The organism is Clostridium sp. CM036 (genome assembly GCF_055081135.1).
Window position 1 is genome coordinate 227,248 of the sequence record NZ_CM143652.1, and the last position, 25,988, is coordinate 253,235.

Annotated in this window: 25 protein-coding genes; 24 read left to right on the plus strand and 1 reads right to left on the minus strand. The window is 30.9% G+C overall.

Features of this window, described 5'->3' with window-relative positions; genetic code table 11:
- Positions 1 to 181: 181 nt before the first annotated feature.
- Complete coding sequence (locus tag ACWJKE_RS01005) at positions 182 to 1,969, plus strand: ComEC/Rec2 family competence protein (protein WP_268064114.1); 1,788 nt, start codon at positions 182 to 184, stop codon at positions 1,967 to 1,969.
- Positions 1,966 to 3,000, plus strand: a complete 1,035-nt coding sequence (holA, locus tag ACWJKE_RS01010) for a DNA polymerase III subunit delta (RefSeq protein ID WP_220285961.1) — start codon at positions 1,966 to 1,968, stop codon at positions 2,998 to 3,000. Before ACWJKE_RS01005 ends, holA begins: the two co-directional genes overlap by 4 nt.
- A 121-nt stretch (positions 3,001 to 3,121) precedes the next feature.
- Here holA and rpsT read toward each other — a convergent pair whose 3' ends face one another.
- Positions 3,122 to 3,394: a 30S ribosomal protein S20 gene (gene rpsT, locus ACWJKE_RS01015; RefSeq protein ID WP_165413726.1), complete on the minus strand. Its 273-nt coding sequence runs from the start codon at positions 3,392 to 3,394 to the stop codon at positions 3,122 to 3,124.
- Positions 3,395 to 3,644: 250 nt separating this feature from the next.
- Here rpsT and gpr point away from each other — a divergent pair, with 250 nt between their 5' ends.
- From gpr to ACWJKE_RS01125, 22 genes are all read left to right on the plus strand, one after another.
- The gene (gpr, locus tag ACWJKE_RS01020) at positions 3,645 to 4,619 is read left to right on the plus strand and encodes a GPR endopeptidase (RefSeq protein ID WP_216301791.1); all 975 of its coding nucleotides are present in this window, start codon (positions 3,645 to 3,647) and stop codon (positions 4,617 to 4,619) included.
- 52 nt (positions 4,620 to 4,671) lie between these two features.
- Positions 4,672 to 5,826, plus strand: coding sequence for a stage II sporulation protein P (locus tag ACWJKE_RS01025; RefSeq protein ID WP_462959102.1), 1,155 nt, complete (start codon positions 4,672 to 4,674; stop codon positions 5,824 to 5,826).
- 92 nt (positions 5,827 to 5,918) lie between these two features.
- The gene (locus tag ACWJKE_RS01030; RefSeq protein WP_216301793.1) at positions 5,919 to 6,176 is read left to right on the plus strand and encodes a hypothetical protein; all 258 of its coding nucleotides are present in this window, start codon (positions 5,919 to 5,921) and stop codon (positions 6,174 to 6,176) included.
- Between the two features lie 179 nt (positions 6,177 to 6,355).
- A complete protein-coding gene (gene lepA / locus ACWJKE_RS01035) occupies positions 6,356 to 8,161 on the plus strand; it encodes a translation elongation factor 4 (protein WP_216301794.1) in 1,806 nt (601 codons plus the stop codon).
- Positions 8,162 to 8,182: 21 nt separating this feature from the next.
- Positions 8,183 to 9,304, plus strand: a complete 1,122-nt coding sequence (gene hemW / locus ACWJKE_RS01040) for a radical SAM family heme chaperone HemW (RefSeq protein ID WP_216301795.1) — start codon at positions 8,183 to 8,185, stop codon at positions 9,302 to 9,304.
- A 215-nt stretch (positions 9,305 to 9,519) separates the two neighbouring features.
- Positions 9,520 to 10,566 carry a heat-inducible transcriptional repressor HrcA gene (hrcA, locus tag ACWJKE_RS01045; protein WP_216301796.1) on the plus strand — a complete coding sequence of 349 codons (1,047 nt, stop codon included), beginning with the start codon at positions 9,520 to 9,522 and terminating at the stop codon, positions 10,564 to 10,566.
- Between the two features lie 107 nt (positions 10,567 to 10,673).
- Positions 10,674 to 11,282 carry a nucleotide exchange factor GrpE gene (grpE, locus tag ACWJKE_RS01050; protein ID WP_442781459.1) on the plus strand — a complete coding sequence of 203 codons (609 nt, stop codon included), beginning with the start codon at positions 10,674 to 10,676 and terminating at the stop codon, positions 11,280 to 11,282.
- A gap of 108 nt (positions 11,283 to 11,390) precedes the next feature.
- A complete protein-coding gene (gene dnaK / locus ACWJKE_RS01055) occupies positions 11,391 to 13,247 on the plus strand; it encodes a molecular chaperone DnaK (protein ID WP_216301797.1) in 1,857 nt (618 codons plus the stop codon).
- A 345-nt stretch (positions 13,248 to 13,592) separates the two neighbouring features.
- Entirely contained in the window at positions 13,593 to 14,717 is a 1,125-nt protein-coding gene (gene dnaJ, locus ACWJKE_RS01060) for a molecular chaperone DnaJ (protein WP_216301798.1), read from the plus strand.
- A gap of 58 nt (positions 14,718 to 14,775) precedes the next feature.
- Positions 14,776 to 15,711, plus strand: coding sequence for a 50S ribosomal protein L11 methyltransferase (gene prmA, locus ACWJKE_RS01065; RefSeq protein ID WP_216301799.1), 936 nt, complete (start codon positions 14,776 to 14,778; stop codon positions 15,709 to 15,711).
- 69 nt (positions 15,712 to 15,780) lie between these two features.
- Positions 15,781 to 16,533: a 16S rRNA (uracil(1498)-N(3))-methyltransferase gene (locus ACWJKE_RS01070; RefSeq protein ID WP_216301800.1), complete on the plus strand. Its 753-nt coding sequence runs from the start codon at positions 15,781 to 15,783 to the stop codon at positions 16,531 to 16,533.
- Positions 16,534 to 16,761: 228 nt separating this feature from the next.
- The gene (locus ACWJKE_RS01075) at positions 16,762 to 17,055 is read left to right on the plus strand and encodes an HIT domain-containing protein (RefSeq protein WP_253198067.1); all 294 of its coding nucleotides are present in this window, start codon (positions 16,762 to 16,764) and stop codon (positions 17,053 to 17,055) included.
- 208 nt (positions 17,056 to 17,263) lie between these two features.
- The gene (rpsU, locus tag ACWJKE_RS01080; RefSeq protein ID WP_165413737.1) at positions 17,264 to 17,440 is read left to right on the plus strand and encodes a 30S ribosomal protein S21; all 177 of its coding nucleotides are present in this window, start codon (positions 17,264 to 17,266) and stop codon (positions 17,438 to 17,440) included.
- 341 nt (positions 17,441 to 17,781) lie between these two features.
- A complete protein-coding gene (gene yqfC, locus ACWJKE_RS01085) occupies positions 17,782 to 18,066 on the plus strand; it encodes a sporulation protein YqfC (RefSeq protein WP_165414659.1) in 285 nt (94 codons plus the stop codon).
- Positions 18,050 to 19,216: a sporulation protein YqfD gene (gene yqfD / locus ACWJKE_RS01090; protein WP_216301802.1), complete on the plus strand. Its 1,167-nt coding sequence runs from the start codon at positions 18,050 to 18,052 to the stop codon at positions 19,214 to 19,216. Before yqfC ends, yqfD begins: the two co-directional genes overlap by 17 nt.
- 80 nt (positions 19,217 to 19,296) lie before the next feature.
- The gene (locus ACWJKE_RS01095; RefSeq protein WP_220319468.1) at positions 19,297 to 21,426 is read left to right on the plus strand and encodes an HD family phosphohydrolase; all 2,130 of its coding nucleotides are present in this window, start codon (positions 19,297 to 19,299) and stop codon (positions 21,424 to 21,426) included.
- A gap of 16 nt (positions 21,427 to 21,442) precedes the next feature.
- A complete protein-coding gene (gene ybeY / locus ACWJKE_RS01100) occupies positions 21,443 to 21,943 on the plus strand; it encodes an rRNA maturation RNase YbeY (RefSeq protein WP_216301804.1) in 501 nt (166 codons plus the stop codon).
- 63 nt (positions 21,944 to 22,006) lie between these two features.
- Positions 22,007 to 22,705, plus strand: coding sequence for a diacylglycerol kinase (locus ACWJKE_RS01105; protein ID WP_165414663.1), 699 nt, complete (start codon positions 22,007 to 22,009; stop codon positions 22,703 to 22,705).
- Between the two features lie 146 nt (positions 22,706 to 22,851).
- On the plus strand, positions 22,852 to 23,250 hold the full coding sequence (locus ACWJKE_RS01110; protein WP_216301805.1) for a cytidine deaminase: 399 nt from the start codon (positions 22,852 to 22,854) through the stop codon (positions 23,248 to 23,250).
- Between the two features lie 54 nt (positions 23,251 to 23,304).
- Positions 23,305 to 24,186, plus strand: a complete 882-nt coding sequence (gene era / locus ACWJKE_RS01115; RefSeq protein WP_165414665.1) for a GTPase Era — start codon at positions 23,305 to 23,307, stop codon at positions 24,184 to 24,186.
- Positions 24,183 to 24,965 carry a DNA repair protein RecO gene (recO, locus tag ACWJKE_RS01120; RefSeq protein WP_165414669.1) on the plus strand — a complete coding sequence of 261 codons (783 nt, stop codon included), beginning with the start codon at positions 24,183 to 24,185 and terminating at the stop codon, positions 24,963 to 24,965. The genes era and recO overlap by 4 nt, the downstream gene beginning before the upstream one ends.
- Before the next feature lie 64 nt (positions 24,966 to 25,029).
- A complete protein-coding gene (locus ACWJKE_RS01125) occupies positions 25,030 to 25,638 on the plus strand; it encodes a DUF4342 domain-containing protein (RefSeq protein WP_216301806.1) in 609 nt (202 codons plus the stop codon).
- Positions 25,639 to 25,988: the final 350 nt, after the last annotated feature.

A 25,988-nucleotide genomic window follows, 5' to 3' on the forward strand; every position in this document is an offset into this window, starting at 1 on the left:
CAAATAAATAAGAACAAGCTGATTAGTATGAATATTTATTGGACAAAATAAAGGTTGTGGAGGTGTGAAAATGCTTGAAAGTATATTTTTAATAATGCTTAAATTATAAGGAAACAAAAAAATATGGAACAAATTTATATGTTCTTTTTAATAGATAAATTTTCAAGTAGAATAGTTTATTATGGTTAGACCTTTAGTGTATTATGCAATAACAATATTGATGGGATGCCTTACTTGTTTGATTTTAATAAATAATCCTATTTTAGGTGCAGTTATAGCTGCATCCTTTTTAGCTATAATGTTTTTTACTATAGATAAAAAGTTTTTTTATATAGTAGTTTGCTTTTTTATTATTGGAACTATAAATTATTATTCTTATTTTAATACTAATCTGCCAAGTAAGCAAAAGTTAAAAGTGAGGATTTCAGAAAAAAGTACATATTATTGCACTGCGAAATATGATAATAAGAAAATTGTTTTGGAAGGCGATATCTTTGAGTTAACGCAGGGAAGAAGTTTTTGGATAAATGGTAATTTTCGAAAATTGGCAGTGTATGAAAGAGGCATCGTTGGAACATATACAGTTAAAAATTATAAGATTTGTAATGAAGATTTAATATCGAAAATTGAAAGTTTTAGAAGAGGCTTATATGAAAAATTTTCAGAAGTATTAGGAAAAGAAAAATCTGCTTTAGTTATGGCAGTATGTTTTGGAGACAGTGGATACATAGAAAAAACGCAAAAAGAAGATTTTAAAAAATTAGGTATCAGTCATGTTATAAGTGTATCAGGACTACACATGTCAATAGTATATAAAGCTTTAGAAATTATTATGGGTTATAAAATAGCTTTATTATTTTCTTTTGGATATATGATATTTACGGGAGGTCAAGCCTCTACAATAAGAGCATTTATAATGATTTTTATATTGAAAATATCAAGTATGGTTTATAAAAAATATGATAGCTTATCTTCTCTTAGCCTAGCGGCAATTATACTATTAATAATTAGACCTTTTTATATTCTTGATATAGGCTTTATGCTCTCATTCCTTTGTGTTCTGGGAATTATAGTATATAATAAGAAAATGAAAAAGGTGCTATACAAATTACCATCTGCTTTAAACGAATCTTTTAGTTTAAGTCTAAGTTCCCAAATATTTTCTATGCCTTATGCAATTGGAGCCCTTAAAACTTTTAGTTTAGGATTCCTTTTTAGTAACTTATTGTTATTGCCATTCTATACGATAGTTGTGGTGCTGGGGAATATGGGTTTAGTACTTAGCCCAATTTATCAATTGTTCAATTTAGTAAACTACGGACTATATACTGTTTTAATGATTATAGAATTTATTCAAAAAATGCTAGGTATATTATTACCAGAAATAATATACTTCTCTTATTTAGAGAGTTTAGTTGTATTTGGACTATATCTGTGCTATGTTGGAATTAAAAAAGGTTATGGGCAATTTAAGTATGTTCCAATTTGCATTGTTTTTATTTTTGCTTTTCAAAATTATAAGGTTTTTCCCGAGATTAGCTATATAAATATAAATAAGAATGATATAGTTTTATTACAATATAAAAAAACTACAATTGCGGTGACCACAGGCAATATTAATGTGAAGGATTTAAAAGTGCCTGTGAAGGTAGATAAAGTTTTTAAGGGTTACACGGGAGATTCAACTATCAGACTTTCACAGAGATATGCAATTAGGCTAATTAGTAATGGTAATAAATTAGAAGCACAAGTGTGTTTTGTGAAAAACACAAATGTAGAACCCGATAGGGCGGTATTTAATGATAGTGCATTATCTAATAATATCGGTGAAGAAATTATACCATTTAAATGTATTGTAAAGCTAAAAAAGGATGAAACATACACATTACCAGGTACAATAATAAATAAATATGTAATTATAGGAAACAGAACATTAAAATTTTCACAGGGGTTGGAGGAAATATTTTGATTAACTTTACAGAGCTTGAGAAAAAAATCAAGAAACATGAACTAGATAATTGTTATATATTTTGCGGATCGGATGAAAAACTAATAAAAAATCATGTTGAATTTATAACCGATAATGTATTAAGTAAGGATTTCATGGATTTGAATTACTCGAAATTTGATGGTAGCAAAATTGATTTTGAGACAATTATAGATGCTTGTGAAACCATGCCGTTTATGAGTGATAAAAAGGTTGTGGTTGTATACAGGGCTTCATTTTTAGATGATAGTGGTGGAAGTAAAAATTCGGGAGATATAAAAAGCAAAAATTTCGCTATGCTAGGCGAATATTTGAAAAATCCTTCACCACATTGCATTTTAGTCATATATTATGTGTTTTTAAGTGACAGAGAAAAACCAAGCAATAAAATAAAAAAACTAGATAAAAAATCATGTGTCATAAAAGTTGATAAATTAAGGGGGGAATCGCTTCAAAAAAAGTGCAAGAATTTATTTGAAAACGCTGGAACGAAAATTGGGAGATCAGAACTTACTTTATTCTGTAGCCAGGTAGACAATAACATGGATATAATATTAAATGAAATAGAGAAATTAGTTTCATTTACGCAGGGAAGAGAAATTACTAAAGAAGATATTTTGGAGATGATGCCTCAAAAGAGTGAAAATGATATTTTTAATTTAGTTGATTATTTGTCTCAGAAAAATATTAAGAAAGCTCTAGACGTTTTAAATGAACTTATATACAAAGGAGAGAAGATACCACTTATCTTATTTATGCTAGGACGACAATTCAATCTTTTATTTAATCTTAAATTAGGCATTGATAGCGGGAAAACAAAAGAAATTTTGGCGAGCGAATTAAAGCTTCATCCGTATATTTGTGAAAAAATGATCTCGCAGAGTATGAAGTTTACAATAAAGGCACTAAAGAGAAATATTGAACTATGTGTCGATACAGAAAAAATCTTAAAAAGTGCGTCTACTGATGATAAGCTTAATATTGAAGTTTTTATGATAAAAACTGTTATGTAACATTATAGCTTCGTAGATGACGATTTAATATCATTTCTAAGCGTGTCTACTTTTGAATTGTTATTACTTTAAATATCTTATACAAAAAAACAAAAAACCGGTGTAAATCACCGGTTTTTTATTATGCTGTTAAACTTAAAGCGTTTAACTTAGCTGCTAGTCTAGATTTTCTTCTTGCCGCTTTGTTTATGTGAAGTATTCCTTTTGTTACAGCCATATCTAAAGCTTTAACCACGCTTGCATATGTAACTTTAGCTTCTTCAACATTGCCAGTAACGACAGCTGTCTCAAATTTCTTTACCTTAGTTTTTAAAGCAGATTTAATCATTGTGTTTCTTTGTGTTTTAACTGCAGTAACTCTAATTCTTTTTTTTGCTGATTGAATATTTGCCATTTAATTTCACCACCCTCGTATTTAATAACATGTCAGCAGTCTTGGGTAAAACTGCGTACGAATCTTTTTAATTATTCAACTGATATTATAGCATTAAAATTTAATCACTTCAAGTGTAATTTAATCTATATATATAATTTTTAATATAAGGCGCATTTTAAATAAGTGAAAAGCCTAAAAAAAAATTTTGAAGGGATAGGAAAGGGCTATTAGGAAAAGCTAATATTAAAAATATAGTTGAGGTGAAATTATGATAAGTGTAAGAACGGATTTAGCTGTTGAAGCTAAAGAAATATACAAAGCAGAAAACAATGGTGAGATGCCAGGTGTTGATGTAGAAGAGTATAGCAAGGGCGATATTAAAATTACTAATGTAAAAATAGTAAGTGATATTGGCGAAGAAATGATGGGAAAACCAAAAGGTACATATATAACTATTGATATTCCTGAATTTGTTCACTATGATGGTGATGCTATGGACAGAGTAAGCGTTGTAATGGGAGAGGTGCTCGCTCCGCTAATAAAATTAGAGGATAGTATGACAGCGCTCGTGGTTGGACTCGGTAATTGGAACGTTACTCCTGATGCTGTAGGACCAAAAGTTATTTCAAAAATAATGGTGACTAGGCATTTAAAACAATTAGTACCCGACTCTATAGATGAAGGTATAAGGCCAGTATGTGCCATATCCCCTGGAGTACTAGGAATAACTGGTATGGAAACTGGTGAAATAATCCGCGGCATAGTGGAGAAAATCAAACCTAATTTAGTTATTTGCATTGATGCATTGGCTTCTAGAAAAATGGATAGGGTCAACAGAACTATACAAATAGGGACTACTGGAATTTCTCCAGGAGCTGGAATAGGGAATCGGAGGATGGAAATAAGTGAAAAAACCTTAGGCGTGCCAGTTATTGCTATTGGGATTCCAACAGTAGTTGATGCGGCAACACTAGCGAATGATACCATTGATTTAGTACTTGATGAAATGATTAAATCCGCAAATGAAGGCAAAGAATTTTACAATATGCTTAAGTCAATTGATAAGGTAGAAAAACAAAAGATGATTGCTGAAATATTAAATCCATATGTTGGTAACCTTGTAGTTACACCAAAAGAAATTGATATGGTTATAAATTCAGTTTCTAAAATTATTGCAAATGGTATTAATATAGCGCTACAACCAGCATTAGACTTAGAGGACATAAATAAGTATTTGAACTAGTAATAACTTCATATATTCCCTCATATATATTGTATAAGCGGGGGGGATAAAGATGAGTTACAAAGGTATAGAAATTAAAGGTAAATATAAGAATATGCTAAGTAAAAAAACGAATTTTTCAAAATATGCTATTAAAAAAAATAGTAATGTTAGAATATTTTTTTGTGTTTTCATATTACTCATTATTTTTTTATTAAGCCTGATTTTACCTAAAAGTGCCAAGGCGGATAATGAAGGGAAATATAGAAATTACTTTTATGTTAATGTTATTAATAATACATTAGCAGTAATTAAGTCCTCAAACACAGAGCAGCAGTATACTAACAGTGAAAATAGCGTGAAACTTTCAGCATTATCATTGTTAGGAGTAGATATCTTAAATCCTATATCTATAATAGTGAAAGAAGTTGCATTTTTGGATAATAATGACGCTAGCTCTGATGTAAGCAATTCAAAATTTAGTCCTAATCCCTTTAAATTAGAAGATAAACAGGTAAGTAAGTCGGAAGCGGAAGCTAAAGATAAAGATTCTAATCTGGTAGCACCCCTTGATAATCCTGCTTTGAAAAAAGCTTTAAATAATGCAAAGCCTAGAGTGCTAATATATCATTCGCATACCTGTGAAGCTTATCGCACATCAGATAATGATAAATCTACTATTGAAAATAGTATAGATCAAACAAGAAATGTTTGCACTGTAGGAGATGTAATTAAAGATGAACTAGAAAAAAAATATGGAATTGCAGTTATACATGATAAAACTGTGCATGATAAAGGAGATTATAATAGTGCCTACAAAAAATCTGGAGTTACTTTAGACAGGTATTTAAAGGAATATGAAAAATTCGATTTAATTATAGATTTACATAGAGATAGTGTGCAGAATAAGGATGCAGTAACTACTAAAATAAATGGGCAAAATGTAGCTAAATTTATGTTCGTAGTGACAGATAAAAACCCTAGATACGCAAAACAAAAGAAATTAATAAATTCCATGATAGGAATATCAAATAAATTATACCCAAATCTTATAAAAGGTGACCCAATTTTTGCTTATCATTATGGAATTGGTTTTTATAGTCAAAATAAAAGTGATAATGCGTTGCTTATTGAAGTAGGCGCAGATCGGAATACTGTTTCTGAAGTAAAAAATACTGGTAAGTATTTATCAAGAATAATGGCAGAACAATTAAATGGGAAAAAATGAATAATTTATTTTAAAAAGTGCATCCTTACTAAGGAGAAGATAATAATTAATAATTATTATCTATTTAGGGCAATTGTAAGGAGGCACTTTTTATGCTTAAAAAGGGTAGAATTAAATATTTTCTTGTGATTTTTATTTCTTTTTCTGTTTTAACTTATGGATTCATCAAAGTTAATATTAATAAGACAGAACTTGTGAGAAATAAGTCGAAATTTACAATAGGCTTTAAATTAAAACCTGTCGATTTTAGAATAGAGACTAAGGACTATGGTTTTTATGTGAATAATAAAATATTTGATAACATGAAAAAAAAATGCATTAGTACATACAATGGTATTTTTTCAAAATAATATAAAAATACATATATTAAGCGAAATAAAGTATAATGTAGAATCATAATACGCTTACAAAACTAGAGATATTTATGATATAATTTAATTTATAAAACTAATATGCTTTAGGATAAGTATGTTTATGTTAAGCTAAAGCAAATGATTTGATTCATATAGAATAACGGGGGTACAAATTAATGCCGAGTAATAGACAAAAATACATAAGAAACTTTTCGATAGTTGCACATATTGATCACGGCAAGTCTACTCTTGCAGATAGATTATTAGAAAAGACAGGCACTTTAACTAAAAGGGAAATGGAAGAACAAGTACTTGATAATATGGACCTCGAAAGAGAAAGAGGTATTACTATTAAATCTCAACCAGCAAGGCTCGTTTACAAAAGGGAGAATGGAGAAGAATACATATTCAATCTTATAGATACTCCGGGACATGTAGATTTTAACTATGAGGTTTCAAGGAGCTTAGCTGCTTGTGAAGGTGCAGTGCTTGTAGTAGATGCATCACAAGGGATTCAAGCTCAGACTTTAGCAAATTGCTATCTTGCTCTGGACAACAACCTAGATATTGCACCAGTTATTAACAAAATAGATCTTCCTAGTGCAAGGCCAAGCGAGATAATTCAGGAAATTGAGGACGTAATAGGTATTGAAGCTCAGGATGCTCCTCTAATCTCTGCGAAAACTGGGCTTAATGTAGAAGATGTTCTAGAAGCTGTAGTAAAAAAGATTTCACCTCCTAGTGGAGATGAAGAAGCACCACTCAAAGCTTTAATTTTTGATTCTTCATATGATAGTTATAAAGGTGTTGTATGTTATGTAAGAATCAAAGATGGAATTGTTAAAGCAGGAACAAAGATTAAACTGATGAATACTAATAAAATATACGATGTAGTAGAAGTTGGAGTATTTGTTCCAAATTATCTGACCGTACCGCAGCTAAGTGCTGGGGATGTTGGATATATAACAGCATCTATAAAAAATGTTAGGGATGCACGAGTTGGGGATACAATAACAGAAGCGTCTAGACCAGCGTCTAAGCCGCTTAAGGGATATAAACCAGCAGTGCCTATGGTGTTTAGTGGTATTTATCCGGTAGATGGTGCTAGATATGGAGAATTAAAAGAGGCACTAGAAAGGCTCCAGTTAAATGATGCAGCGCTAGGATTTGAACCCGAGACATCTATCGCTTTAGGATTTGGATTTAGATGTGGATTCTTAGGCCTTCTTCATATGGAGATAATACAAGAAAGAATAGAAAGAGAATTTAATATAGAAATCATTACGACAGCCCCATCAGTTATATATAAAGTAATGAAAACTAATGGAGAATTAATAGAAATAACAAATCCTACAAATCTTCCAGAACCAACGGAAATTAGTTATATGGAAGAGCCAGTAGTTAAAGCGTCTATCATAACACCATCAGAATATTTAGGATCAGTTATGGAGTTGTGTCAAGAAAAAAGAGGCGTATATATTGATATGAAATATATAGAAACCACTAGAGTAGTGCTCAATTATGACATGCCTCTTAATGAAATAGTATACGACTTTTTCGATGCCTTAAAATCAAGAACAAAAGGATATGCATCTTTTGATTATGAATTTAAGGGTTATACCACGACTCAGCTCGTAAAACTAGATATTTTACTTAAAGGAGATAAAGTAGATGCGCTGTCTATGATTGTTCCGGAGGAAAGAGCTTACCATAGAGGAAGAATTATGGCTGAAAAACTAAAAGAGCTTATACCAAGACAAATGTTTGAGATACCAATACAAGCATCTATAAACTCAAAGATAATAGCAAGAGAAACTGTAAAGGCACTTAGAAAAGATGTTTTAGCTAAATGTTATGGTGGAGATATCTCAAGAAAGAAAAAATTATTATCGAAACAAAAAGAAGGTAAAAAGAGAATGAGACAAGTGGGAAGTGTAGAAGTTCCACAAGAAGCATTTATGGCTATACTTAAAGTAGATTAGGAATAAAGTGAGGCTTAAACTATGAAGAATGTTGCGTTGTATATACATATTCCTTTTTGCAAGCAGAAGTGTTTATATTGTGATTTTCCGTCATTTGCTGGTAAAGAGGAGTGTATGCTTGATTATGCCGCAGCTCTAGCAAAAGAAATAAATAGTATAAGAGATAAAAAAATAAAAACTATATTTATAGGTGGGGGAACTCCCACCTATTTATCTTTAGCGGGCTGGGAAATGATAGGGAAAAGTATTGATAGATTGGATATGTGTGACGATTTAGAGTTTACAGTGGAAGGAAACCCCGGAACATTTACAGGGGAAATATTAAACTTTTTAAAAAAAATAGGAGTAAATAGGATCAGCATTGGACTTCAAGCCTTTCAAGATTCTTTGCTTAAAAAGCTGGGTAGAATCCATACTATTGAAGATTTTAAACAAAGCTTTCAAATGGCTAGAAATCTAGGTTTTGATAATATCAATGTAGATTTAATGTTTGGACTTCCGTCTCAAACGCTTAAGCAGTGGATAGAGACTTTAGAGAATGTAACTAACCTTAATCCAGAACACTTATCTTGCTATAGTCTAATAGTGGAAGAGGGAACGGCTTTTTATAAAGGGCTTGAAGAAGGCACATTAAAGCTTCCGGATGAGGAAATAGAACGAACTATGTACGCACAGACAATAGAATATTTAAGAGGAAAAGGGTATATACAATATGAAATTTCAAATTTTGCAAAAATCAATAAGTCATGTAGACACAATTTAGTATATTGGGAAATGGGCGAATATATAGGATGCGGCGCTTCCTCTCATTCATATAGGGATGGGTTTAGGTATAGAAATGAAGAAAATATAGAAAAATATATTAAGAAAATAAATGTTGATTGTTGTGCAATAGTGGAAAAAATAAAGAATTCATTTAAAGATGATATGGAAGAGTTTATGTTTATGGGTCTTAGAAAGAATGTAGGCATAAGCAAAAGTGAATTTAGGAAAAGATTTGACAAAGATATAGATAGTGTTTATAGGGAAGTAATAAATAAATATGTAAGTAATGGATTCATGGAGGAAAATGATAACAATATTTTTTTAACTTATGAAGGTATTGAAATATCGAATGTGATTATGGCAGAATTTCTTCTATAAATGCATTGCCATAAATTTTTGTCTAAAGATATTAATATTATAGCACCACGAAAATCAAAGGAAAGCGTAGTATACTTAATTTAAATCGATATAATCAACATATAGTGGCTAAATTAAAAAATTAAGGTTATTGACAAATACATTAGCAAATGATATTTTTAATACATACTCGTTAGCACTCAACTGTAGTGAGTGCTAATAAAAGAGGTGATATTATGGAAATGGATGAAAGAAAAATTAAAATACTTCAGGCTATAATTACAGATTATATAAATAATGGTGAGCCTGTTGGATCCAGAACCATAGCTAAAAAGTACGATTTAGGTATTAGTCCAGCTACTATAAGAAATGAAATGTCAGACCTCGAAGAGCTGGGATATATAGAACAGTTGCATACATCATCTGGTAGAAAACCATCAGATAAGGGTTATAGATTATATGTTGATAGACTTATGGAACTTACGAAATTATCCAATGAGGAAGAATATATGATCAAAAATCACCTTATTAATGCTGCTTTATATGAGGTTGATAAAATCGTTAAGCAAGCAACACAAATGCTTTCTCTTCTTACAAATCTTACATCTATAGTTAAGGCACCATCTGTTCAAAAGAGCTGTATAAAATATATTCAGCTAATGAATCTAGATGCTGAGAGTATTTTGTTTGTAATTATTACAGACAGTGGTATCATCAAAAATAATGTTATTAAGATTAGAAAACCTATTGGTAGTGATAGCATTGCAAAACTTAACAATATGCTTAATTTTAGATTGAGAAAGCTTACAATTGAGCAAATAAATTTAGAAGTTATTAATAATTTAAAAAGAGATTTAGCATTTTATCAAGAAATTTTTGATGGAATTATTCCAGCTCTATATGATAGTTTGTCTGGTGTTGAGACTTCAGAAGTATATATTCAGGGTGCTGCAAATATATTTAACTACCCAGAATATAACAATATTACTAAAGCTCGTGAGTTCTTAGTTTTAGTAGACAATAAAGAGAGTATAAATAGTTTACTAGGAGTAGGGGACATTACAGGTAATATTACAATTAAAATTGGTGAAGAAAATTTTGTTGAATGTGCTCGCGAATGCAGCATTATAACAGCTGTTTATAGCGCGTCCGGAATACCGCTCGGATCTATTGGAGTTATAGGACCAACAAGAATACCTTATGGAAAAGTTATATCTGTACTAACTGGGATAGTTAAAGAATTAAATGATAATATAGCTCAAATTTATGATGACCATAGATAAATTTTAAAATTAAAAGATTTACTTTGAGCCAGAAATGGAGGGATGATTTAGTGAATACAAATAATCAGGAAATTTTAAAAGAAGATTTAAAAGAAGAAAACACATCAATACCTAATAATGGGGCTTCAAGCTCAGTTGATGAAGCTGGCGAAAGTCAAAGCACTATGGAAGAGACAGAGGGTTCTATAGAGGAAACTGCAGAAGAAGCTGAAATAGTAGAAGAAGTTGAAGAACTTTTAGAAAGTGAAAAAGATATGAAAAAAAATAAGAAAAAATTAGAAGAAGAAAACATTAAATTACAGAGTGAGCTAGATGATTTTAAAGACAAATATTTAAGGACATCTGCTGAATATGAGAACTTTAGAAAAAGAACAGTAAAAGAGAAACATGGTATATACACAGATGCTTGCGCCGATGTTTTAAAAGAGGTTTTGCCAGTACTTGATAACTTAGAAAGAGCACTTTCTGTTGAAGGAACTGGGGAAGATCTAAGAGTCGGTGTGGATATGACAGTAAGACAATTTAATGATGCCTTTACTAAATTAGGGGTAGAAGAATTAGTCTCAGAAGGTGAATTTGACCCAAATCTTCATAATGCAGTAATGCATGTTGAAGATGAACAATATGGAACTAATGAAATAGTAGAAGTATTCCAAAAAGGTTATAAAAAAGATAACAAGGTATTAAGGCATAGTATGGTTAAAGTTGCAAATTAAAGATTTGTATTATAAAAAAAATATTATAAAAAAATATTATAATAAAATATAAGAATTATAACAATTATAATTGTTATGGTCTAAAAGGAATATGAGGAGGAAATAATAATGGGAAAAATTATAGGAATAGATTTAGGTACAACAAACTCATGTGTAGCAGTTATGGAGGGTGGAGAACCCGTAGTAATTTCTAATTCAGAGGGTGCAAGAACTACACCATCTGTAGTTTCATTCCAAGCTAATGGAGAAAGATTAGTAGGTCAAGTAGCAAAGAGGCAAGCAATTACAAACCCAGACAAAACAATAATGTCAATTAAAAGAGAAATGGGTTCCAATCATAAAGTAGATATTGATGGAAAATCACATACACCACAAGAAATTTCGGCGTATATTTTACAAAAAATAAAAGCTGATGCTGAGGCTTATTTAGGAGAAACAGTTACAGAAGCTGTAATAACTGTACCTGCTTATTTCAATGATAGCCAAAGACAAGCAACAAAAGACGCAGGAAAAATAGCTGGACTTGAAGTTAAAAGAATAATAAATGAGCCAACAGCGGCAGCTCTAGCTTATGGTTTAGATAAAATGGATGTTAACCAAAAAATATTAGTATATGATTTAGGTGGCGGTACATTTGATGTATCTATATTAGAACTTGGTGATGGTTTATTCGAAGTAAAATCAACTAATGGTAACACTAAACTTGGTGGAGATGACTTTGACGAAAAGGTTATGAATCACATAGCCGACACTTTTAAAGCGGATAATGGAATAGATTTAAGAAATGATAAAATGGCACTTCAAAGATTAAAAGAAGCTGCTGAAAAAGCTAAAATTGAATTATCATCATCAATGCAAACAAATGTTAATCTACCATTTATTACTGCAGATGCAACAGGTCCAAAGCATATAGATATAAATTTAACAAGAGCTAAGTTTAATGAGTTAACTCACGATTTAGTAAATGCTACAATAGAACCAATGAAAAAAGCACTTGCAGATGCAGGGTTATCACTTAATGAAATAGATAAAATTGTACTTGTAGGTGGTTCAACAAGAACACCAGCAGTTCAAGAAGCGGTTAAAAACTTTACTGGAAAAGATCCTTCAAAGGGAGTAAACCCAGATGAATGTGTAGCACTCGGTGCAGCAGTTCAAGCGGGAGTATTAAGTGGGGAAGTTAAAGATGTTTTACTTCTTGACGTAACTCCATTAACACTAGGAATTGAAACTCTAGGTGGAATAGCTACTCCTTTAATTGAAAGAAATACTACAATCCCAGCTAAAAAGAGTCAAGTATTCTCAACAGCTGCAGATGGTCAAACATCAGTTGAAATTAATATTGTTCAAGGTGAGAGACAAATGGCTGCAGGTAACAAGACTTTAGGAAGAGTTACTCTTTCAGGAATTGCTGCAGCACCAAGAGGAATTCCACAAATAGAGGTTACTTTTGATATAGATGCTAACGGTATAGTTAATGTATCAGCTAAAGATAAAGGAACAGGAAAAGAAGCTAAGATAACAATTACAGCATCAACTAATTTAAGTGATGATGAAATTGATAAAGCAGTAAAAGAAGCAGAAAAATTTGCAGAAGAAGACAAAACTAGAAAAGAAGAAATTGAAGTTAAGAACAATGCAGAACAGTTAGTATACCAAACTGAAAAAAGCTTAACTGAGCTTGGAGAAAAAGTAACAGAAGATGATAAAAAAGATATTGATGCTAAATTAGAAGCTCTTAAAAAAGTTAAAGACGGAGAAGATATAGAAGCTATTAAGAAATCTACTGAAGAATTAACTGAGGCTTTCTATGCAGTAACTACAAAAATATATCAAGCAGAAGCAGAAAAAGAGCAAGGAGCAAACCCAGGCGAAACTAACGCAGATGGAAATGATCATAAAGATGACAATGTAGTGGATGCTGACTTTAAAGTAGAAGAAGATGAAAAAAAAGAAGATAAATAATTAGTAAAATCAATTTAAAATAAGGGATGGGTAACTACCCTTCCCTTATTTTAATGACATTTCAGGAGGAAAGACTCCCACTTATATAAGTGGGAGTTAAATACCTTAACAAGAATAAAACTTAAGTGGGAGTAAAAATATCCCTATGAAGTCATTGATATGCAGCTCCGCAGGATATGATTTAATGTACACAGCTCCGCAGGAGATGAGTTATGTAAAGAAATATTAGCAATATGCATAGAAAAACTATATAATAGTGATGGTTAAATTATTTTAAGGATTACTTTATATTAGAGATTAGTTTATAATATAGAAGTATATATATTTTAGGTGGTGAAAAGCTAGATGTCAAAAAAAGATTATTATGAAACTCTTGGCATAGAAAGAGGTGCCAGTGAGGAAGAAGTTAAGAAAGCTTTTAAAAAGGGTGCATTAAAGTATCATCCAGATAGAAATCCAGATAATAAAGCGGCGGAAGACAAATTCAAAGAAATGAATGAAGCATACCAAGTTTTATCTGATTCAGAGAAAAGATCAAGATATGATCAATATGGTACAGCTGATGCAAATGGAGCAGGCTTTGAGGGTAGCTCTGATTTTTCAGGATTTGGTGGTTTTGGAGATATATTTGGCGACATATTTGGAGGTGGAGGATTCTCTTCAAGAAATCAGAATGGACCTAAAAAAGGTGCAGATTTAGAATATAATCTAAACCTGCATTTTGAAGAGGCTGTTTTTGGGGTAGAAAAAGAGATATCCATTACAAGAAATGAAAAATGTGGGGATTGCAGTGGTAGTGGTGCTAAAGCCGGTACTTCGCCTAAAACATGTGATAAATGTGGGGGAGCTGGGCAGATAAAAGTACAGAGAAACACTGCCTTTGGAAGTTTTGCTAGCATGAGCACTTGTGATAAGTGTGGTGGCAAGGGTCAAATGATCTCTGAGCCATGTAAAACTTGTCATGGTTCTGGGAAACAGAGAAAAAATAAAAAAATTAAAATTGATGTTCCGGGTGGAGTTGATACTGGAAATGTTATGCCTCTAAGAGGTCAAGGGGAACAGGGTGAAAAGGGCGGCCCATCAGGAGATTTATATATAAATATTAGAGTAGCTCCTCATAAAAGTTTTAAGAGGAATGGAACTGATATTCATATAGAATCTCATATAAGCTTTGGGTATGCAGCTATGGGAACTGAAATTAAAGTGCCAACCGTTGATGGAGACGTTAAATACAAAGTACCAGGAGGAACACAATCTGGGACTGTATTTAGACTTAAGGGTAAGGGAATACCTAGAGTAAACGGACATGGAAGAGGCGATCAATACGTAAAGGTTATTGTTGATATTCCAAAAGCTATAAATGATAAGCAAAAGGAAGCTTTAAAATTGTTTATGGAAGCTAGTGGCGAGAATGTAGATTTTTTTGAAGAAAATAAAAAGTCTATTGTAGATAAAATATTTGGCAAATAATAATAAAAAACTCCGTTTTGTAAAACGGAGTTTTTTATTATAAATAAGGAGATTAATAATGAATAAAGATTGGATTGAAGTAACTATAATAACAAGTAGTGAGGCTGTTGAAGCTGTATCTGCAATGCTATACAATACGGGAGTCGAAGGGGTCTCTATTTTAGATCCTTTAGATTTGATTTTTAGACGGGATCATACTACAGATTGGGACTATTTTGATGAAACTATTATAGATACAAAGAGTGGTGTTGTAATTAAGGGATACTATAAAAAGGATGAAAAATTTGAAAAGCACTTAGAAGATATTAAAGCAGGGGTAAATAATTTGCCAAAGTGTGGATTAGACAAAGGTGTTGGATCTGTAACGGCAGAAAAAGTAAATGAAGAAGACTGGGAAAATAACTGGAAAAAGTATTATAAGCCAATAAAGGTAGGGGAAAAGATAGTTATAAAGCCTATATGGGAAGAATACAATAAAAAAACTGATGAAATAATTGTGGAACTAGATCCAGGTATGGCTTTTGGAACAGGATCTCATGAGACTACTAGAATGTGTATAAAGGCACTTGAGAGGCACGTGGACGCTAACTCAACAGTTTTTGATATAGGAACAGGTTCTGGGATATTAGCTATTGCTGCGGCTAAGCTTGGGGCTAAGAAAGTCATAGGAGTTGATTTAGATCCAGTAGCAGTAGACTCTGCAAAACAAAATGTTAGCTACAATGATATAGGTAATATTGAAATATTATACGGAGACTTAATGGAAGTTGTTAAAGGAAAAGCGAATATAGTTATAGCTAATATAATGGCTGATATAATTATATTTTTGACGCAGCAAGTTAAGGCGTTTATTGTAGAAGGTGGATATTTTATATCTTCAGGGATAATTTTAAGTAAAAAAGATGATGTAATAAATAAGTTAACTGAGTGTGGCTTTAAAATTGAAGAAATAAATATAGAGGGTGAATGGGTTTGCATAGTTGCAAAGTTATAGCAAAATAAGGTGCATGAAAATAGACCAGTATATTTATTTGAATGTACCAAGGCTTAAGGAGAATAAATAATGCATAAATTTTTTGTATCAAAAGATAGTATAGATGGAAACAATGCTGTTATTGATGGTGAGGATGTAAAACATATATATAAGGTATTAAGGCTTCAAATCGGGGATAAGGTAAGTGTTAATAACTGTGAAGGTAAAGAATATGTAGGTGAAATAACCTTTATAGATAAAAAGGCAGTAAATATAAATTTATTAGAAGAAAATTCTATAAATAATGAAAGTCCTATTGAAGTACACTTATTTCAAGGTATGCCTAAATCAACAAAAATGGATTTAATAGTTCAAAAAAATACGGAACTTGGGGTTAAAGCAATAACACCTATAATTACAGAGAGAGTAGTAGTTAAAACTGATCTTAAGGAGTTTAAAAAGGTGGATAGATGGAATAGGATAGCACTAGAAGCCTGCAAGCAGTGCAAGAGAAGTCTGGTGCCTCAAATAAATGTTCCTATAGGGTTTGACAACTTATTACAAGAACTAAAGTACATGGATTTAGTAGTGGTTCCCTATGAAAATGAAGAAGGTTATGGTATAAAAAAATTAGTAGAAAATATGGAGAAAATACATATTAATAAAGTTGCTATTGTAATAGGGCCAGAGGGTGGATTTGAAGAAAGTGAAATATTAAAACTTAAAGAAATAGGAGCAAGGATCGTTACTTTGGGACCGAGAATACTTAGAACTGAGACTGCAGGCTTTACATGTTTAAGCCTTATAATGTATGAACTGGGAGACTTGGGAGGGAAGGTGTAATGAAAGTTGCAATCGCTACCTTAGGATGTACGGTAAATTAGTATGAATCAGAAGCAATGATAGGAAGTGCAAGAATTATAAAAATTTTGAGCAATAAATATATGTAGCAGGAGAAAAAAAAATTATGTTGAATACTATAATATAACTAAGGTTATGCAAGGAGGTGATTATGTGGAAGAGGAAGATTGTATTTTTTGTAAAATAGTAAAAAAGCAAATCCCTTGTGAAATGGTTTATGAGGATGAAAAAGTTATAGGATTTAAGGACATAAGCCCTGAGGCACCAGTACATGTTATAATTATTCCAAAGCAGCATATTGCTGACTTAAATTGCTTAAAACAAGAGGAATCAGAAATAATAGGTCATATATTTATTGTCGCAAAGAAAATTGTAAAAATTCTAGGAATTGCTGATAGTGGATATAGAATTATAACTAATTGTGGAGAACAAGGGGGACAAACCGTTCAACATATACATTTTCATCTGTTGGGTGGAAGAATGCTTAAGTGGCCACCTGGTTAGCATATAAGGTTTATTCAAACAAATAATGAGGCGGTATTCTAATTTACTTTACAAAATGTTGAATTTTTAAAAGTATTTTATATATAACAAAACAGCAATGAAAATGTTGACATAATGTAAAAGTGTGTTGTATAATAAAAAATGTGCTATTTAGGCCCCGCATTAGCTGCTTTTAAATTGAATTGAGCTAGCGGAGGGAGGGATAATGATGTCAGAAATTAAGGTTGGAGCAGACGAGACAATTGAGAATGCTTTAAGAAGGTTTAAGAAGAAGTGCGCAAGAAGTGGAGTGCTCGGAGAAGTAAGAAAAAGAGAACACTATGAAAAACCAAGCGTTAAGAAAAAGTTGAAATCAGAAGCTGCAAGAAAGAGAAAATTTAAATAAAATTTTTAAAATGGAAACAGGCAATGTTAGAGTGCCTTCCTCAGCAGTTAACTAGATTAGAAATTATAGAGCTATTCAAAAAGGCAGTTGTGTAATTGGTGGATAATGGCATAAAATACATTGAAAAAATTATGTTTGCCTTATTGCTTAAAGTTATAAGTAATGCAGATGGTAAGCTTATTAGTGAAATAGTAAAATAGTAAAATAGTATTTGAATAAATGAAAGACTCAGCGATTGCTGAGTCTTTTTTTTATTGAAAAAAATTATAAAATTTAAAAACTGTAATTTGTTAGACTTTTTTTTCATAAATTTAATATGAAGTATTTTATGAGGTGAGTGTATGGATAATAAATTTTATAAAACGAAAGAAATTATAGCAAGTAAGTTAGAATTGCCAAGAGATATCCTGTTAGATTTACCGAAAATAACTATTTTAGCTAACAGTGAAATAAATATAGAAAACCATAAGGGTGTAGTAATCTTTGAAGAAGAAGAAATAAAAATAAATTCCAATGTGGGTCCGATTTCGATATACGGTAAAAATTTTAAAATACTATTTATAGGGGGAAACACAATAACTTTGAGTGGCAACTTTAAGTCGGTTGTGTATGAAAGTCATGAATAATTTTAAAAAATATAAAAAAGGTAATATCACAATGGAAATACAATCATTAATGCCAGAAAAGTTTATAAATTTATTGTGGAGAAATGGTATTCAAGTTAAGAACATAAAAAAAATAAATATAACAACTGTAGTTTTAGAAGTGAGATTAAGCGACTATGGAGAGATTAGTAAAGTGGCAAAACGAACAGACACTAGAGTTAAAATTATAGTAAGGAGCGGAGCAGCATTTTTTTTAATAAAGTTAAGAAGTCGATCTGCACTTCTACTCGGAGTAATCTTGTTTGGGAGCGTAATATATTATTTATCTACATTTGTATGGAATATAGAAATCAATACGGAAAATTATATAAGCCCATATGAATTGCGTCAACAAATTAAAGGTTTTGGGATAAGACCAGGACTTAAAAAGAAAAATATAGATGTTTATGATATTGAAAATAAAATCACAAGAAGTAATGATGAAATAATGTGGGTAAAAGCAAGGATTGACGGTGTTAAGCTAAAAGTTGATGTAATAGAAAGACAATCACCGCCTATTATAATTAGTAACCAAACACCCTGTAATTTAGTAGCAAGCAAACATGGTATGGTAGTTAGAGTATACACTACGGAAGGTACAGCCGTTGTAGAAGCCGGGAAAATGATACAAAAGGGGGAGCTGTTAGTTAAAGGAGAGCAGGGCAAGGAGGAAAATGTTTATCCTGTACATGCGAAGGGGGAAGTTATAGCAAAAACTTTTTACGAGGAGATTAAAGAAGTCCCATTAAACAATATATCAAAGGTTAAAACAGGAAACAGTATAAGCAATTTATATATTAAATTTGCAAATAAAAAAATTTATCTAAAAAATAACATAATTCCATATAGTAATTATGATAAAATAGAAAATAACAGTAAGTTTATAAAAAAAGAAATCTACTATGAAATTGAAGAAAAAAATATACCTGCGGATGAGGGTAAGGTAGTAGAGGGGATGTATTCTAATATTTTAAAAAATTTAGACAAAAGTGTAAAAATAATAGATAAAATTAAAGATGTAAAAAAGGAGAAAGATAAGTATCTAATAAGAGTGGTGGTAGTTGCTGAAGAAAATATTGCTTCAGAAGGAGAAATAACACCCGAAAAAGTGAGTATACCCGAAAAAAAATAGTGCATCTCAAAAAACATTAAACATTAAGAAAGAAAATATGTTTTTATAGTTTACTCGAGAAGAAAAGGTGGGGATGGGATATGAAAAATATAAGGGAACTTATGAAGCTTAATAAAGCAAAATCATATTTGATTTTTATAGTTACGGCGATTATAATGTATTCAATTTTAGTAACAGCTTTAGTTCCAAAAAAGTATACAATAAATGTGGGAAGTATTGCAAAAGTAGATATAAAAGCTCCTAGGGAAGTTGAAAATGAAGGAGCCACAGAAATCAATAGAACAAAAGCTGTAGAGAGCGTAGGAAAAAGAACAATTAAAGTTTCAGTAAATGACAAGGCTATAGAAAATATCGGTAAATTATTTTCAGCAGTGTCCCAGTTAAACACTAGTAAATCATCCACAAGTAATAGCGTAGACGCATCTAAAAAAACATTATCGGAAGAGGAAAAAATAGATTCACTCAAAAAGAGCAACCCAATTCCTAATTTTACCGATGAGAATTATCAGACTTTAGTAAATTTAGAAATTAAAAAAGCCAAGGAATTAGAAATATTTCTTAAAGATACGATAACAACCCTTTATGATATAACCACAATAAATGAAAATAAACCCGAGGAAATTATATTGGCAAAGGGGATTATTGCTACACTTATTAATAACTCAAATTTTCCTAAGGAAATAAGAACAATAGGGATGTCTATCGCAAATGTAGAGGTTCGTCCTAATTCAATTTATGATAAAAAAAGTACAGATGTGTTAATAGAAGAAGCAAGGAAAAGTGTTAAACCTGTTATGATTAAGAAGGAACAGATCATTGTAAAAGAGGGGGAACCAATAACCTCTGAGCAAAAGGCACTTTTAGAATCCTTAGGGCTTCTAGATAATACTAGTAATTTTGAATGGTCATTATATACAAGTGTAGCAGCGCTTGTATGTCTAGTAATATTACTTCAATGGTTTTATTTATATAAGTATCATACGGCAATTTTTAATGATACAAAAAAATTAGTTATGATTAATCTTCTTAGCATCATAGCTATACTACTGGCTAGAACATTAGGTATAATTTCTTTGTTTGTAATTCCATTAGCCTGCGTGCCAATGCTTATGACCATTTTAATTGATGATGAAGTATCAATAGCTCTAAATATTCTTAATTGCATTCTAATTAGTGTTGCAGTTAATTTTAATTTTGAAATAACAATATTAGCTGTGCTAAATTCTATTGTTGGGGTTATGATATTAAAGAAAATGCAACAAAGAAACGATATATTATATTCAGCTATATATATTGCAATAATAAACCTTATGGTGTATCTATCTATGGGATTTTTGCTAAGCAATAGTATAATTGATGTTTTAAAAAAGGCAGGACTAGTGTATCTCGCAAGTCTTATATCTGGAGTACTTACTATAGGATTTTTGCCGTTTTTTGAAAGCTTTTTTGATATAGTGACTACAGTGAAACTTTTGGAACTATCAAACCCTAATCACCCACTACTAAAGCGGCTACTTTTGGAGGCTCCAGGAAGTTATCATCATTCTGTGCTTGTAGCTAACTTGTCAGAGGTTGCAGCAGAAGCTGTTGGAGCGAATCCTGTTCTTGCAAGGGCTGCTGCATATTATCATGATATTGGGAAGATAAAGAGACCATATTTTTTCAAAGAAAATCAATTAGGAAATGATAATCCACATGAGAGAATAACTGCAAATTTAAGTACACTTATAATTATTTCTCATGTAAAGGATGGGTTAGAGCTTGCAAAAGAATTTAAAATACCTAAAGTAATTCAAGATATCATTAGGCAGCATCATGGGACGACTTTAGTTAATTATTTTTATATAACTATGAAAAATTCTAGTGACAATCCAGATGAAGTTAAAGAAGAAGATTTTAGATACCAGGGACCGAGTCCTGAAAGCAAGGAAGCGGCAATTATAATGTTGTCAGATATAGTGGAAGCAGCTGTAAGATCAATTCCAAATCCTACGAAAGGTAAAGTTGAGGAAATGGTTAATAAGCTAATAAAAAGCAGACTTAATGATGGACAACTAAATAATTGCGATTTAACTTTAAAAGATTTAGAAAAGATAAGAAAGGCATTTTTAAAAGCGCTTTCTGGAATATACCATGAGAGAATAGAGTATCCAATGGACAAATGGCAAAAAGATAAGGAACATGAAGATAAAAAAATGAGGCTAGAATAAAGGAGTAAAAATAAGTATGATTTTTATTGATAATAGGCAAAATAAGATTGAAGTTTCGAGTGAACTTGAAACTGTTATAAAAAATGTCATTGAGTATACGCTTAAAGAAGAAAAACTTTTTATAGATAATGAGGTAAGTGTTATCTTTATTGACAACGAAGAAATCAGAAAAATAAACCTAGAGCATAGGGGAATAGATAAAATTACAGATGTGCTATCTTTCCCTATGTTACATTATCCAGAAAATAAGGTGTTTAAAGATGTGTATGTAAATTATGAATTTGACCAAAGTGATTTATATGATGAAAGGCTAGTAATTGGGGATGTTGCATTATCCCTGGAAAAAGCGAAGCAGCAAAGTGAAGAGTTCCGTCATTCATTTACTCGCGAATGTGCGTATCTTACAGTGCATTCAATTTTACATCTGTTAGGTTATGACCACATGGAGGAAGACCCAAAAGATATTATGAGAAAAAGAGAAGAAGAAATATTGAACAATTTTAAAATATCTAGGTAGGATACACTTATGGTTAGTTTCATGTGTCTTACTGCATGAGAATATTTTTAAAGGTGGTTAAGGATGAAGGTTAAGAAATTAGTTGATAGTTTTAATTATGCTATTGAAGGAATCATATATTCCATTCGCACGCAAAGAAATATGAAGATACATATGTTAACTACAATAGTAGTGCTTACTGCCACTTTTTTTTATGATTTGTCAAAGATTGAACTTTTAATTATTACCATGACTATAACAATGGTCATAGTTGCTGAAATGATAAATACGGCAGTAGAATGTGCCATAGATGCTACAACAAATTTTTATCATCCACTAGCCAAAATTGCTAAAAATGTCGCTGCTGGCGCAGTACTAGTAACCGCTATAAATTCAGTCTTAGTTGGTTATGTGATATTTTGGGATAGAATAACTCCTTTTAACATGACAGTTATGTTAAAACTTAAAAAATCTGACCCTGACATGATCTTTTTTATGCTGGTTATAATTTGCATTGCTACAGTAATAGTTAAGGCAATTTATGGAGAAGGAACACCACTCAGAGGAGGAATGCCTAGCGGTCACAGTACCATAGCTTTTTCAGTAGCTACAGCCATAACATTATTAACGAATGAACCTTTAATTATGGTGTTATCATACTTGCTAGCTGTAATTGTTGCACAAAGTAGGGTTGATTCAGAAATTCATTCTATCTTGGAAGTGGTTTTTGGTGGTGTTTTTGGGACTTTATTAACATTGCTACTATTTAAAATTTTAGGATAATTAATTTTTTTATGTCTAATGACTAATATCCGAAATATAATTATAATATTATTGAAATACTAATATTTAGTGATATAATTGGTATACGTGATTTTTCGTGTATATGTGAAGAATAACTGTCAAATTATTTGAATAGGAGTGTACTAATGGATTATAAAAAGTTAGCTAGAATAGCAATAGATGCTAGAGCAAATGCATATGTGCCATATTCGAAATTCAAGGTAGGCGCAGCAGTTGTTACTGAAGATGGGTCAATATATACTGGATGCAATATTGAGAATGCTTCCTATGGAGCTACTAATTGTGCCGAAAGAACAGCAATTTTCAAAGCTGTATCTGAGGGGCATAAAAAAATCAAGGCTATTGCTATAGTTGGAGATATGTCAACTAATACCTATCCATGTGGTATTTGCAGACAAGTTATAGTAGAATTTGCCACAAATGATATTGATATTATATTAGTAAAAAATGAAGAAAATTATATAATTAAGACTATGGATGAAATTTTACCAGGTGCTTTTACTAAAGAAGATTTATTAAAGTAAGATAACAAATAATTAATAAATACTATTTACTAAAGATAATCAAAAGGAGGATATATGTTTAAATCGGGATACGTAACTATTATAGGACGACCTAATGTAGGAAAATCTACATTAATAAATTATATTATGGGGGAGAAATTATCAATTGTGTCTAATAGACCCCAAACTACAAGAAATAACATACAAACCATTTTAACTACTAAAGAATCTCAAATAATATTTGTAGATACTCCAGGAATGCATAAACCTAGACATAAACTAGGAGAATATATGGTTAAAGTAGCAAAGCAATCTGCTAGTGAAGTAGATGTTATATTATTTATAACTACGCCAGGAGATGAAATTGATAAAGGTGATATGCATATTCTTGAACAATTTAAAGATACTAAGATACCCGTGTTTTTATTAGTTAATAAGATTGATGAGAATACTCAAGAGAGGGTAGCTAAAACTATTCAAGGTTATTCTGAGTATTTTAATTTTAAAGAAATAATACCAATTGCAGCTATAAAAGGTAAAAATATTGATATAGTTACTAAACTTGTAGAAGAGCACATTCCAGAGGGACCTTTATATTACCCAGAAGATATGATTACAGATCAGCAAGAAAGATTCATTATTACTGAAATTATAAGAGAAAAAGCTTTGAAATTATTATCGCAAGAAGTGCCTCATGGAATAGCAGTAGAAATTATTTCTATGAAAAGAGATAAAAAAGAGATCTACAATATTGAAGTTAACTTGCTTTGCGAAAAAGATTCTCATAAGGGAATAATAATTGGAAAAGGTGGAAAAACCCTAAAACAAATTTCTACTTATGCAAGACAAGATATAATGAAATTATTAGGAGAAAACATACATCTGAGATTATGGGTAAAGGTAAAGAAGGAATGGAGAGATACTTCGAGTATTTTGAAAGAGTTAGGATATAAATAGGGGATGATTTTCTGTCAATTTTAAAAACTAGGGCCATTGTTATAAAGACACAAGAGTTTAAAGAGACTGACAAGTTAGTTTGGCTTTTTACTGAAGAATTTGGAAAAATAACAGCCATAGCAAAGGGAGCCAGAAAAAATAAAAGCAGATATATATCATCGACCTTACCTTGCTGCTATGGAGAATTTGTGCTTTTTAAAGGGAAAAATTTATATACAATAAATGAAATTACAATTATAGATTCTTTTCAGCAATTATTAAGGGACCTAGATACAATTACTTATGCCTCGTATTTTAATGAATTAATTGATATAACAATGGAGAATGAAGAGGTTAATAAAGAACTTTTTATAAATTTAGTTACTGCCTTTTATTTCATAAAAAATGACGTTATGGATATAGAAGTCCTAGCCAGAACTTTTGAAATAAGAATTCTAAAGGCAACAGGTTATGCATTAAATTTTAACTACTGCGTTAAATGTAGAAAAAAAATAACCATGTCTAATAACATTGATTTAATATCTTATGGTCCAATTTGTAAAGAGTGTGAAAAATTAAATAGTATATATATTTCAAATCCTACATATAATACATTAAAATTCTTAAACAATTTTGGTATGGATAAAATTAATAGAATTATTGTTTCAAAAACATCCAAGCTCGAGTTGTATAAAATTTTATCCTTTATTATTTCCCAAAATTATACACGTAAGCCGAAGAGCTTAGAAATGTTTAATTACTTAATGACATTTCAAAAGGAAAGTCGCCCACTTTTATAAGTGGGTGAATAACAATGAATAATTGTTATTTACAACTGGACAAATTATAAGGAGGAATATTTTAATGGCAGAAATTACACTAGAGAAGATTGATATTGTTAAAGAACGAACAGGAGTTACGTACACTGATGCTAAGGAAGCATTAGAAGAATGTGATGGTGATGTAGTTAATGCTTTGATTTATATCGAAGCAAAACAAAAAAAAACTGAAAAATTTAATATGAAAGAAATGTACACGACTAAGGATGAATTTGTAACTTGGATAAAAAATACAGCACGAAAAGGAACTGTAACAAGAATAAAAATAAAAAAAGATGAAACTGTGATTATAGATATACCTGTTAATGCTGGTATTGCAGCAGGTCTCGTTGGATTATATATGCCCTCTTTAATTGGCATAGGATTATTAACAGCAGTAATCACAAAGGTTAATATTGAGATAACTAAAGAGGACGGTTCTGTGGAGTTTATTAATACTATTATTAAAAACACAGTTGAAGAAGTAAAAGGCAAAGTGAGTGATATAAGTGAAGATGTAATAGAAAAAATTAATGAAACAAAAGACAGTCTTAGCAAAGGTAGCAAAGATATCAAAGATAGCAATAATGAAAATGTATATCAATATACTGTTAAATTTGATGAGCAGAAAAAAGAAGAAGAAAAGAGTAACTAATGTATTCTCTTTTCTATATTTTAAAACTTTGATCAATGCTATTTTCACTTATATAAAGCCAGCAACTTATTAGTTGCTGGCTTTATATAAGTGAAAATCTAACTATATCTTAAACAAAAAGTGATTAAATCATGATACATTTGATTGTAAAAACGTGGTATAATGTTAGGAAGGGTATGTAAAAATTTAGTATAACATCATTTTGTGGAAACGTTTTATTTCAAATATATACCATTTTAGAAAGCCTGAGTAAGGTTAAATAATCTTCTGCGAAGCTGTAACATTAACGAATTCATAAGGAGACTTTCCTTCCGAAATCTCGTTAATATGGTGTTAATTGTAGTTAATGG